This is a genomic window from Paraburkholderia yinzeri (assembly GCF_046581065.1).
Lineage (GTDB): Bacteria > Pseudomonadota > Gammaproteobacteria > Burkholderiales > Burkholderiaceae > Paraburkholderia.
Genome location: NZ_JBFOCJ010000001.1, coordinates 439,001 through 451,068, shown reverse-complemented (window position 1 = coordinate 451,068; position 12,068 = coordinate 439,001). Strand labels below are relative to the sequence as shown.

Sequence of the window (12,068 nt, the reverse complement as noted above, 5' to 3'; positions counted from 1 at the left end):
CGCCGGGCAAGGCTGAAAACGAAAACGGCAGCGGGCTGGGCCGCTGCCGTTTGCAAGACGCGGCGCCGACGCTTCGCGCTCAGGTCGAAAGCGCTTTCTGCAGCAACTGGTCGAGCTCGGCGAACTGCGGTTCGCCCACGTAGCGCTTGATGATCTTGCCGTTGCGGTCAACGACGAACGTCGTCGGCGTGAGCTGCACGTTGCCGAACTGCTTTGCCGCCGAGCCATCGTCCATCGCGACCTTGAACGGCAGCTTGCGCGTTTGCGCGTAGTTCGCGACGTACATCGGCGCGTCGTAGTTCATTGCGACGGCGACGAATTCGAGCCCTTCGCCCTTGAAGCGGTTATAGGTCTGAACCATCTGCGGCATTTCCTGCACGCAGGTGGAACAGTTCGTCGCCCAGAAATTGATGAGATAGACCTTGCCCTTGAGGTCGGCGGTCGAGACCTTCTGGCCGGAGAGCAGCGTGAAGGTCGCGTCGGGCACGCGTTGCTGGCTACCGAAGAACGCAAAGTAGCCGGCCACGGCGAGCGCGCCGACGATCAGCGCCACCGCGACGCGATGAATCGCACGCATGCCGGACGCTTTCGGGGGAGTAGGGGATGCAGCAGTCATGGGCGGAACCTCGGACACCAGGAAACTGGTCGGAGTATTCTAGCGCCGAATTTGCCGGTATAGCGTTTGCTGCCCACTATGTCCGGGACCAGCAACGGATAATGTCGCGTTCCTTTCATCCTCGTTACTCCTGCACGTTTGCGTTGCGCTACATGTTCCCGACCATTCTTCGCCAGATTTTTCCCCGTTTAGCCTGGGTGCTCCGCGTTTGCCATGTCTGCGCCGCAGGCGCCCTGGTTGCCCTGATGGGCATAGGGCTGGCCGTGCTGGCGGGCTGCTCGCCGCAGTACGACTGGCGCACCGTCGCGAACAACACGAGCGGCTACAGTGTCGATCTGCCCGCGAAGCCGGGTTCCGACCAGCGCGAAATCGAGGTGGACGGCTCGCCGATGCGTATGCGCATGCAGACCGCCGAAGTGGACGGCGAGCTGTTCGTCGTCGGCACGCTCGATCTGCCCGACGCGAAGCCGGCAACCCAGCAGGCGGCGATTGCCTTTTTGCGCGACGGCCTCGCGCGCAACGTGAGCGCCACGTCCGACGCGCACGACGTGGCGGTGCCGGTGGCCGGCGGCGGCGCGGTCGATGGCATCGAGCTGCGGCTCTCCGGCCGGGCAGGCGAGAAGGCCGAGCCGCGCACGATCCACGCGCGCCTTGTCGCGAAGGGCGCGCGCGCTTACCAGATCGCGATCGTGGGACGCTCTGAGCCGCCTGTCGAGCAGGTCGATCAGTTCTTTCAGTCGTTCCAGCTCTACTGAGTGAATTCACCGGGCGGCGTGGTGACAGCAGGCAGGATTGAAGGTTCCACTGCAAGTTTTGGCGCTAAGAGCCGGATTTGATTGGGGGTTTACGGGTTACCCACAGACGCTGTGGGTAACTTTGTGGAAAAAGCTGGGGAATAGCCCGCAAAGGGCCACCCTGTGGGCTTTTTGTTAGTTTGCACGCCTTCCTTGCAATTTTATTAATTCAATTGAATCAACGACTTGTGAAAGAAGCTCGGGGTGCCTGCGCGTTGTCCACAGTTTTGGGGATAATCCGGGGCAATGTGCATAAGTCAAGTCTTGACTTCCCTTTTTTGACACGGTGATGACCTTGGGCCGGCCTAATGATCGGTAAAAACCCGCCGGTACTGGATGGCTTCCGCGATATGACCGGAGGCGGGCATGTCGGCGTCGGCGAGGTCGGCGATGGTGCGAGCGACCTTGAGCACGCGGTAATACGCGCGCGCCGACCAGCCGAAGCGCTCGCCGGCCTCGCGCAGCAGCGTTTCGCCCGCAGCGTCCGGGCGGCAGACTTCGTCGGTGTCGCGGCCGCTCAATTCGCGGTTCGTTTTGCCTTGGCGTGACCGCTGGCGCTCACGTGCGGCATGCACGCGCGCGGCGATGACGGCGCTGGGCTCGGCGGGCGAGTACGCGCGGGCCGCGAGTTCGGCGGGCGGTAGCGCGGGAATTTCGATCTGGATGTCGATGCGGTCGAGGAGCGGGCCGGAGAGTTTGCGCAGATAACGCGCGGCGCCCTCGGGCGTGCAGCGGCAGCGGCCCGAGGGGTCGCCGCGCCAACCGCACGGGCAGGGGTTCATGGCGGCGACGAGCTGGCATGCGGCGGGAAAGTCGGTTTGCCACGCGGCGCGCGAGATCGTGATGGCGCCGGCTTCGAGCGGTTCGCGCAGGGTTTCCAGCACATGCCGGTCGAACTCGGGGATTAGATGTATTTCCTTGTCTGTCTGTTTCCGAGGCGCTAGAACGTACCTATATTCCCGACGAAATCCAATCATCGAAGCCTGTGATAGGAGGAATCGTCCTATGGCCTCAGAGACTCAGGAGCGATTTGCGGTCAAGTTTTTCCGACCCCAATTGGAATTCGACAGCTGGCCTGCGGTCTTCAAGCACGCGGGTCTCGCTGAACCGATCGAATGGGAACCCAGACTGTTTGCGCTGCCGCTAGTCGCTGTTGTCGTTGACGGTACCGGTGTGCCGGTCTGGATGCCGACCCTTTTTCTCGCGGACACCGCATTGGCCAGCCGATCAGTCACCGGCGACACCGTGCGTACGTATGCCGGCGCGTTGCTTGTGTGGCTTCAGCACCTTGAAGCCCGGAAGATGTCTCTGACTGACGTCACTGAGGAGACCATCGGCGTTTATCGGGCGGAGCTAAGCTCACAAAAGAACGGTACTCACCGCCGATACGCCAGCGCTACGATCAACCAGCGCGTCACCGTAGCCGTGGCCTTTCACGAATGGGGGCACCGCAGAAACTTGATGCCGTCGCCTCTTGGCAAATACTTGTGCTCCGCCGACCCTAACTCACCGTGGCGCGCTGCTGGGCGTGGTCGAAACCCCCGCGGAGTACGCCTGCCGCGAATCGGCCTGCTGCGCGTCATCAAGAGATTACCTGTGGTGCTAAGCGCCGTTGCGCTGTTGATGTTGATGCTATGTTCGCGGGCCAACTGGGTTGCACCGATCGAAGCCGTCAGTTCGCCGCGATAGACCTGCCTCGCGACGTCGAACGCCGCGTTGATCTGTTCATTCGTGATTTTGGATGGCATGGTGTAGCTCAATTGCCGGCGATGATCCAGGCGGCCCTGGGGATGAGGATTCGCGCGACGGCGCCGTGAAAGTTCGCTTACCTGTGTGCCCAGTACCAGACGAAAAAGATCGCCACGATTGCGGCTAACAGATCAAGGCGATGCGCAATCTTCCTGAGCGTCGAGAGCAGTTCCGAGTAGCGCTCATGAGCGGGTATGGGCGCTTCACTTCTCTGGGCTTCCGTCCCGGGTCTGAATGCGGAAGCTTCCAGCGTCACGTTGTCCATCTTCACGACTTTTGCTAAGTCCTGGTCCCAGACGATATCGCTGCCATCCGGCGCCATGCCATAGGTAAATCCCGCGAGGCCTTCCGCTCTCCAGAGCGTGACTTCAATGCGCCGCCCGAACATCCATTGATTCCTGATCCATGTGAGAGTCGCCAGATCCACATAGACCCAGGCGTGCGCGCCGTCCTGGAACACACCGAGCTGCGACGGCTGGGCATCGCTCACCACGGCGAAATGCGTCTCGACGAGCTCCGCCCCGGGCCGGTCCGGAGGGACCTTGGTGCGGAACGGCGCGCACTTTGCCGTCGTCAAGATACTGTGCGTGACCTTGCCGTCTTCCGTCCCGCGAAGTAATGCTGTTTCATCTGCCCCCAAAGAAAGCCCCGTGCTGCAGCAAGCCCACCTTCCTCTGTCTTTAACTTTACTTTTCGGGAATGCGAACTAAACTCGGATCTTGTTGATGAAGCGAAGTAAATCTGGAACTTTGCGGAGGGCTGGAGGGCTGGTGGTGACTGACGATCGTGCGGTCGATCCTGCCCTGCAGTTTGACTTTCACCCGATCGCCATCCAGCGCTCGAAATGGACGCACCAGTTCCACGTCTGGAGCCCCAAGCTTGCCCGATGCCTCTCGCTTTATTCGCATGCGGCTGTCGACTTCTGGGCCATGATGGAGTCGTACTCGTCGGTTTTGACGTTCTGCGAGTATCCGGGACTTATCCTTGTTGACCAGAAGCCCCGTATCGCGGACTTCGTGCTTCGCCGCGACGATGTAACCGAGTTCGTCGTCGTGGAAGCTACGCCCCTTACCGCGATCGACGCCGGGTCGCTTGAAATCCTCGATCCACTGGCTGTCACGACCGTGAACGCTGATCTACTAAAGCCGCATCGCCAGTGGATCGACAACTGGATGCGTATGTTGCCGTACGTCACAAGCAACGGCACGTTTCTTTCGAATGAATTTCTCGACCGGATCGAACAGGGCTTAGCTTCACCAAAGCCGCTGTACGCCATCGAATACGAGGCATTGCCAACCGATCCAGTCCTGACGCGCACTGCTGTCTTCGATCTGACTCGACGCGGTCGGCTAGTGAGCCCGGAACTGCGCACCGGTGAGCTCAACAGGCATATGCGATTCAGGCAGGTTGTGGCGACAGAGGGCGCGTCGTGATAACGTCGGACTGCCTCACGCGTCGGGCTCTTGCCCCGGAGTTGCGTGATCTGCATAGCTGGCCGACAGTCGATCCATCTGCTCTGCCGGAAGCGCGCCGGACGATTTTTCTGCGTCGTGAAGAGGCGATTCGCCAATATCTGGAGGACCGGAGCCTGACGCTGATCGAGAGCGCGACCGGCATCCGGCGTGCGCAGCTGTACCGCCTGCTCGCCCGCTGCACCACGCCGCATGCCGACGGACGTATCCAGGGCTTCCGCGCACTGGTTCCTCATGTGCGTACGCGGGGCTATGTGCGGACCCGGCCCACGCAACCGGCCGTCCCCGGCAAGCGGGGCGGCGCGGCGGGAGCAATGGCGCAGTTGCTCGCGCGGCATGAGGTCCTTGCAGAGTTCCTGCAAAGGCAGATCCAGCTACACAAGGTCTACTTCGGCGCACGCGGCGAACTGCGCGGCCTGCGCGCGACGCACCGGGAATTTCTCAACCGCTGTCGCGAGCTCAATCTGACGGGCAGGCACTATCCCTTCAACCAGGATCTTCAGGGCATCCGCAGCCTGGCTGCAGCCATCCGTCGCTTGGTAGCAAACCAGACATTTGCGCAGGCAGCGCGGGTCTCAGGCGCGCAGCGCGTCCAGCCACTTCGCCCTCCACCGGATCAGATGTCGCGTTCGCCGGTCACGCGTCCGTTCGAAGCGGTCGAGTTCGACGGCCACAAACTGGATATCCGCCTGCGCATCCGGGTGACAGATCCCATCGGATTGGACAAGGATATCGAACTCGAGCGCGTGTGGCTGCTCGTTGTGCTCGATGTCTGTACGCGGGCGGTGCTCGGCTGGAACCTCGCGCTGGCCACCGAATACAACCGGCATGACGTTATCAGGACCGTACAAAACGCCCTGCAACCCCGCCGCAAGCGGACTACCTTCTCGATTGCCGGCTTGCGCTACGAATCGCGCGCCGGGTTCGTCAGCGAGGCCGTTCGCGAGGCCGAATACGCGACGTGGGACTGGTTGCGCTACGACAATGCGCGCAGTCACCTTGCTGGCGAGACACTCGCCACTGTATGCGACATGATCGGCAGTCACGTCGACGCCGGCCCCTACGCGGAGCCCAACGAGCGGCCGTACATCGAGCGGTTCTTTGGCACGGTTGGCAGCACATTGTCCCATCGCCTTCCCGGTACAACAGGCTCCAGCGCCCAGGATGTCCGGCGGGCGCTGAGCGATCCAGACGGCAAACGCAGCCTTCTGGTGAGCAGCGAAGAACTTGCCGAATTACTCGACGTGAGCTTCGCGAATTACAACGGAACACCCCATGACGGCCTGGGCGGGCGTTCTCCCATTGAGATGATGCAGCATTTCGCACAGAAACCTGGCGGGTTATGGCGAACACTTGCCGAACGCTACCGGCAAAACCTGATGCTGCTGCAGCCGGTTCATGAGGCCATTGTCCGCGGCAACCTGAGGCGCGGCGTGCGCCCCTATGTAAACCTCTACGGCGTCCGGTATTCCAGCGGCGTGCTCGGAGAAGCAACCGGGCAGATCGGTAAGCCGTTGCGCATCTATTTCGATCCCGAGGACATGCGCGTCGTGGCGGCGTATCTCGCCAGCGGTGAGGAGATCGGCCCACTGAGGGCAGCCAGACCCTGGGACCAGACACCTCATTCGTTGCGGCTTCGTCAGGAGATTCTGAGACTCAAACGTCTCAAGGAAATCGACTACGGCGATCTCTCCGATCCCGTAGACGCTTACCTCAAGTATCAGCGACGCAAATCCCGCGCGAAACAGCGGCGAATACCCCATCGCATCGCCGAAGCCGCACGTGCCGTTGAGCAGCGCGACAGGCGTGACGAAATCCCGGCGGCACCAGCATCAGACGGATCTGACCATATCCCTGCCGTGAGCATGCCCGAGCTCGGCAAGGGGCAGATTTTTCGTTGATCATGGTGACCGACTCATTACGGCCATCACCGATCGACGAACATCCGGTCGTGCTGCGCAGATATCGCATCCCGACGCCGTCGATCGCGCAATTCTACGCATTGCTGGTGCGCTGCCTGTCGTTGCGGACCGGAGCGATGGTCTATGCCCGCTCACGGGTCGGCAAGACCTATGCGATCCTTTTTCTGGAGTCACTGCTCGCTTCACAGCGCCCGGCCCTGCCTATCCTGCGCATGCGTTGCCAGCACAAGCGCATTGCGACCGAGACGGCTTTCTTCAGCACCCTGCTGACCATGGCCCGACACAAGGCGAGCTCCGGACGCGATCCGACACAGCTGCGGCACCGGCTCACGGAGCGTCTGCTCGAAATAGCCGATCAGTCGCGCAGCAGCGATATCCTCGTTTTCCTCGACGAGGCCCAGCATCTGGGCAGTTCGGAGTTCGAATGGCTGCGCGACATTCACGACGAACTTGAGCTCGAAGGCGTGCGCCTTGTGACCATGCTCGTCGGCCAGCCCTCGCTGCGGGCGAGGAAGAGCATTTTCCAGCGCGACGGAGAAGAACAGATTGTCGCCCGCTTCATGACCGAAGAATTACCTTTTCATGGGGTGCGTTCCGCGCACGAGTGCGCGGCCTGTCTGCAGGGGTACGACCAGGGCGAATATCCCGAAAACTCCGGTTGGACTCATACGCGCTTCTTTTTCCCGCGCGCCTGGGACGCCGGCATGCGTCTGGCCGCCGAAGGCGGTGCCCTCTGGGAAGCCTTCGACGACGCGCATAAACGAGCACAGCTGATGGGGAACTCGAGCTACCGATGGAATTCTTCACGCGCGCGGTCCAGCACATCCTTTACCAGTATGCGCAGCGTGACTCGACCAGTTTCGCTTTTTCCAGGGCAATCTGGGCCGAAGGCGTCGATGTGTCCGGCTATGTTCGCGCCAGGAAATGATGATGCCCGGCCAGTGGAAGGGACGTTGCCCTGGCAGGAGCACAACCGGGTTTCCGTCGCTCACCGGACAACGTATACAACGCGCGCGGCATGGACCTGCGAGGTCGAGTCTGCGTGGTCGCGGTTCGCAAAATTTCAGCTGCTCAATCGCCTGAACTGGACACAACTCGACGAGGCCATGGCGGTTCTGCCAGCAATCAATACCGGCGAGGGTATCGACCTCCGGGCGGCCGATGCCTTCAGGCTCACCGACCTGGCCGACACCTTGCACATCGGCTTGCACGATCTTGAAAATTCGTTTTGCACTGCGAATCGTGGTGATGCCTTGCTCGACGCGGCGAGCCCGTCGTTGCGCTTCTGCCCGACCTGCGCGTCGGCGGGTTTTCATGCAACACTTTTTCAGTTCACCGCGTTCCGGCGCTGCCCCATTCACGGATGCGCGCTGTGCGAGGCCTGCACCGGTTGCGGGCAACCGCTCGCATACCGCCTCCACGCAGGGCTCGTACGCCATCCATATGCCTGCCCGGCCTGCGGTCGCTCCCTGCTCGCCGCGGCCTCGCTTCGCCGCCTGCGCACGAAGGCTGGTATCGACGCAACGGGGCTGGATCGCCTGCGCGCATGGCACGACTACTTCTTCCGCTATGCGCAGCTGCTCGGCCCGGGCAGGAGGCGTATGCGCGATGCGGCCGGGCAGTACCTTCCCGGCGACGAAATCCAGGCGTGCTCGCATATTCCCCATCGTCTCGCGTTTATCGGCGAGCTGGAGCGACACCTTCGCCGTCCGCCAGAGCTGCCCCGCGTCGATCCCGTACCCGGCGCCAGTGCTCAAAGCGGGGGCGGCTGTCGTCGGTCAGTGTGCCCACCCGCCCGCTGCGCCTGGGCAGCCGACTGGCCACATGTGGACCACACATGCATCATGCTGTGTGCCGCTTACAGGAAGATCCGGAAAAATCGTATGCGCCGTCTGGCGCATTCAATCCGGCCCGTACAACCAGAGGCCGGCTCCATTCGCCATTCGCCCGAATCCGGATTGTTACTGTGCGACGGCAATACCTCTGCCCAGTCGATTGCCCTGCTGGGATGGCGCCTGTCCTGGGAGCGGCGCTTCAGTATTCAGACGCTCGCACGCTGCCAGGGAGATTATCCGCCTTTCGGATTGCTCGAATGGCTGGCCTTCATGCCTGCCCATTTGCCGCCCACAGTCGACCCGCAGGGCTGGCTGCATCGCCATTTCGTTCACGCGCTGGGTCAAACCTGGAACGCGTGGTGTGCCATCGCTTCCGGGATGCGGGAAAGCGGCTGCTACGCCCTCTCACCGCTGCTGTTTCCCACGCGCCTGCTCTGGCTGGATCTTCCCGACGACGGACATGCCCGTGAAGTCGAGGGCCCCCGCACGCGTCTTGTCCCACCGGGTGACGGCTGATGACACCTGAAGTGACTCCGGATGGTATCCGTTCTGGTCACACAAGAAAGCCCATAGGACGCGCGATCACGCGCAAAAAGAAGCCGCAGAACCAACCATCGCCGCAATCCTGCCATGTAACCTATTTTCGGGTGGCCGATGTTCGCAGCCAGAGTCCTCCCCGCAGAGGTTCGAACCGAGAGGCAGGCTGCCGTGATGTCCGGCCGACCGATGCCGCGGGCCGACGGCGCGGGGGAGGCCCTTAAGCGGATGCTCGACAGGAAGGAACAGGTGGTCGATTTGACTGGGCCGCAGAAAGCCCACTGTGCCTGGTTTGCCGCGGCATAGTTGGCGTGCGGGGCGCACCCACGCCTCGCAGGAAGAGGAAAGTGCTCGCGCGGCCCCCGCGGCGCGAGAGGCTTCCTCACTCAAGCGAGATCGTGCATCTGGTTTGTCGGCCGCCTTTATACAGCCTTCTGGCCAGCCCCAGAATTCGGTCGCGGCTGCGGTCGAAGGCCGCAAGCAACACAGGCTCGTCCGAACCGATGCCGGGATTGAGGTTAGTCAGCGTTGCGTCGTCGACCACAAAGACAATCTCACGTGCATTGTCGTAACCCCAAAAGCACACGCAATGTCTGTACGCATCGTGGACACGATTTGGATTTGGGAAATTTAGCGCCACAATACGCCTTCTCATCGAGCTACCGATGGCCGTCGTATCGCCACTTGCTGGCGTTGACGTCAAGGAGAGCGTCGTTCTCCCGCCGCTTCTGGGCGCGCTCGTTTTCCGCCTTCTCCAGTGCAGCGGCTCGCGCTTTTTGCGTGCTGACGAAGTCGTAATGACTGACGGGTGAAGGCGAATACGCTCTGGTTGGTTTGAGCATGCTGGTTCCACGAAAAATTGAGGAGGACCGCCAATGGCGGGGCCTGTCGCCGGCATTCGCTCACCGTTCAAATGCCGGTCAACCGCCTTGCGACCTTGCCGTACGCACTCTTTCACCCGGAGAGCATTATGCGGGGAACGGGGGCGTTAAAATCGCTCGATTCAAGCGATTCCATGTACTCAATTCCCGATCGTCACATAAAAACTGCGGAACGACAACGGCCGAACACAGACGGCGTGACGCACGAAAGGTCTGGTCGCGATGCCTTGCGTCGGCGGTGTTCTTTCCGCGGCGCCGTGCTGGTCGAAGCAGTCACGCGGCATTGACACAGAACCCGTGGCTCCGCAGATCTAGCCTGATGACAGCGTGCGCTCGTTGCCGTGCCAATGCAAGCGCAATTGCGAAGCGGTCACCAGGAATTTCGCCGAGGGGCGGTGTGTAGAAAACACCGCAGTAAGAGGCTGAAGGCAAGCGTGTCTCTTAGGTGTGCTGAAAAACAGGCTCTCGTTGGCGGTCTTTGCTGCTACCTGATGTCGCGGATCCCCCAAAAAGGCCGAAATCTAGCGTCCCGGCCCTTTCATGCTCTCCCCTTCCATGGCGGCGTTGCGCTCCTCGCTGGCCCCAATGGGTTCGATCGCCTCGGTGACGGAAGCTGTCGCGCGCTCGGTGGCCGACCGGGTTTCATCGACGATTTCTCCTGACTCATCCTCGTCGTTGTTCGGGGGCTCCAGCATGTCGTCAAGCATCGCCTTCAACTCCGGCGTGTCCCATAAGGCACCACGCTGCTTTCGCCTCTTGATGTAGTGCCTGACCTCCGCGTCCTGCTCCTGAGTCAAGGGAAGGCCGCGAAAGGTGTTTTGAGGGGTGGCTTCACGCATGGACTACTCCTGGAACTGATTCTCCCTGCTTCAAGTGTAGTCGTCTTTTTGGCAACGGCGTACTGCACCGAAGGTGCGACTAACCTTGCGAGCTTCTGCTCGATCGTCGCGAACAAATACTCAATCCTGGCGCGAGACCTGGCAATGCGTTAGTCGCGTCACTGCTGGCAGGGGACAATGCCTTTTTGCGCTTGCATCTTCTCGAAAAGGATCCTGGTGCGAGCACGAAAGCATGGCAGGGGCCATTGGGGTTTGAGTCGGGTACGACGGACGATTGTCCCCAGGCCTAACCGGTTGCGCGGCAATCGTGTCGACAGCTGCCGTGAGCGCTACGAAGTCAATGTGCGACTTCATCCACGCCAGCAGATCGCCCAGCTCGCCGAGAGTCTTGCGGTCCGCTCATCGGCAAACACGTCGATATTGATGGCGCCACATTTTCATTAACGATCTCCGGCGGACTATTCAGGATTCGAGATGTTTTCACCGATCTCGTAGGCGGGGCTGTCCATGGCTACAGCCGATGTGTATCGGCCGCAGAGGGTCGCCGGATAAGCGCGAGAGAAATCGGGCGCTCCCCCGTCCGTTTCATCAGATTCGCGGGCATGAGTTCGTACTGAGGGAGCGTTGAGCCTATCGGACTGAAGTCACCGGGTCGTTCTTGCGGATTCTCGTTGTTACATTCGGATTCGACCGCATTCGTTTGATTTCACCCGGAGTGCCAGGCGCGATTGAACGCACGCCGAAAATCATCATGAACGATTTCGCACCAGGCGCGTGGTCTTTGTCACGCCCGGCAAGGATGCAGGGGTTGTCGAACGCTATTTTGTACCAAAACGCACTTCGTACGCGTTCGTGTGGTGGAATCCGCGCGTGGGTACCCGGGCTATGTGTATCTGCGCCGCTGTGTATTTGTGCCGCACCGCTGAGGGACCGAGCGACGATCCAACATACCAGACTGGTACCGATCGGGAGCAATACAGTCTCCCGCTCGAAGACTCCCGAATCCCCGCACAACCTCTGCTTTGCGAGTTCGGATTCCAGGCGGGCGACGCGTCGTGTCGTTGGGTCGTCTTCGGCAAACTCAGCCGCTGCAGTAATGACGTATGTCAGGGCACGCTTCTCCTGTCGAAAATCATCTTCTCCGAGAATTGTCTGGAGAGAAACTGGCGAAAATTTCACCGCAGCTTGCGTTGGCCGACATGCCCAAGCCGTCCAACAGTGGATGGAGATGCCCGATATTCTTATGGTCACCTAGAATATAAGAACGGTTCTGCCCTGAAAGGGGGCTGCCATGTTCAGCGCTTCATTGCGACAGTACAGGCGCGGCCTCCGGCGGAAACAGAAGATCCTCTGGCTGCACGGAAATCATGTATTGGACTAACGGCGCAGGTATTCTGGATTGCCGTAAGCGAAATGACACGCG

Annotated in this window: 10 protein-coding genes and 1 pseudogene; 5 read left to right on the top strand and 6 right to left on the bottom strand. The window is 61.1% G+C overall.

What is annotated here, in order from left to right; translation table 11 throughout:
• Positions 1 to 79: 79 nt before the first annotated feature.
• Positions 80 to 577: a TlpA disulfide reductase family protein gene (locus tag WJ542_RS02160; protein WP_411187438.1), complete on the bottom strand. Its 498-nt coding sequence runs from the start codon at positions 575 to 577 to the stop codon at positions 80 to 82.
• Positions 578 to 861: 284 nt separating this feature from the next.
• Here WJ542_RS02160 and WJ542_RS02155 point away from each other — a divergent pair, with 284 nt between their 5' ends.
• Positions 862 to 1,371, top strand: coding sequence for a hypothetical protein (locus tag WJ542_RS02155; RefSeq protein WP_411187436.1), 510 nt, complete (start codon positions 862 to 864; stop codon positions 1,369 to 1,371).
• Between the two features lie 344 nt (positions 1,372 to 1,715).
• Here WJ542_RS02155 and WJ542_RS02150 read toward each other — a convergent pair.
• Positions 1,716 to 2,315 (bottom strand): annotated as a pseudogene (locus WJ542_RS02150) (ATP-binding protein); the annotation flags it as partial.
• A gap of 100 nt (positions 2,316 to 2,415) precedes the next feature.
• Between WJ542_RS02150 and WJ542_RS02145 the strand changes: the two are divergent.
• Positions 2,416 to 3,099: a site-specific integrase gene (locus WJ542_RS02145; protein WP_411187434.1), complete on the top strand. Its 684-nt coding sequence runs from the start codon at positions 2,416 to 2,418 to the stop codon at positions 3,097 to 3,099.
• Between the two features lie 136 nt (positions 3,100 to 3,235).
• Here the strand turns inward: WJ542_RS02145 and WJ542_RS02140 are convergent, their stop codons facing one another.
• Entirely contained in the window at positions 3,236 to 3,736 is a 501-nt protein-coding gene (locus WJ542_RS02140; protein WP_411187432.1) for a hypothetical protein, read from the bottom strand.
• Positions 3,737 to 3,932: 196 nt separating this feature from the next.
• Between WJ542_RS02140 and WJ542_RS02135 the strand changes: the two genes are divergently transcribed.
• Genes WJ542_RS02135 through WJ542_RS02125 form a run of 3 tightly spaced genes read left to right on the top strand, consistent with a single transcriptional unit; the run spans position 3,933 to position 8,904 of the window.
• The gene (locus WJ542_RS02135) at positions 3,933 to 4,592 is read left to right on the top strand and encodes a hypothetical protein (RefSeq protein WP_411187430.1); all 660 of its coding nucleotides are present in this window, start codon (positions 3,933 to 3,935) and stop codon (positions 4,590 to 4,592) included.
• Positions 4,589 to 6,532 carry an integrase gene (locus WJ542_RS02130; RefSeq protein WP_411187428.1) on the top strand — a complete coding sequence of 648 codons (1,944 nt, stop codon included), beginning with the start codon at positions 4,589 to 4,591 and terminating at the stop codon, positions 6,530 to 6,532. The genes WJ542_RS02135 and WJ542_RS02130 overlap by 4 nt, the downstream gene beginning before the upstream one ends.
• Positions 6,533 to 6,534: 2 nt before the next feature.
• Positions 6,535 to 8,904, top strand: a complete 2,370-nt coding sequence (locus WJ542_RS02125; RefSeq protein WP_411190451.1) for an AAA family ATPase — start codon at positions 6,535 to 6,537, stop codon at positions 8,902 to 8,904.
• A gap of 403 nt (positions 8,905 to 9,307) precedes the next feature.
• On the opposite strand, the gene WJ542_RS02120 is transcribed toward WJ542_RS02125, so the two are convergent.
• The 3 genes from WJ542_RS02120 to WJ542_RS02110 form a co-directional block, all read right to left on the bottom strand.
• The gene (locus WJ542_RS02120) at positions 9,308 to 9,580 is read right to left on the bottom strand and encodes a DUF1488 family protein (RefSeq protein WP_411187426.1); all 273 of its coding nucleotides are present in this window, start codon (positions 9,578 to 9,580) and stop codon (positions 9,308 to 9,310) included.
• 4 nt (positions 9,581 to 9,584) lie between these two features.
• Positions 9,585 to 9,767: a hypothetical protein gene (locus WJ542_RS02115; RefSeq protein ID WP_411187424.1), complete on the bottom strand. Its 183-nt coding sequence runs from the start codon at positions 9,765 to 9,767 to the stop codon at positions 9,585 to 9,587.
• 560 nt (positions 9,768 to 10,327) lie between these two features.
• Positions 10,328 to 10,645, bottom strand: coding sequence for a hypothetical protein (locus tag WJ542_RS02110; RefSeq protein ID WP_411187422.1), 318 nt, complete (start codon positions 10,643 to 10,645; stop codon positions 10,328 to 10,330).
• Between the last annotated feature and the right edge of the window lie 1,423 nt (positions 10,646 to 12,068).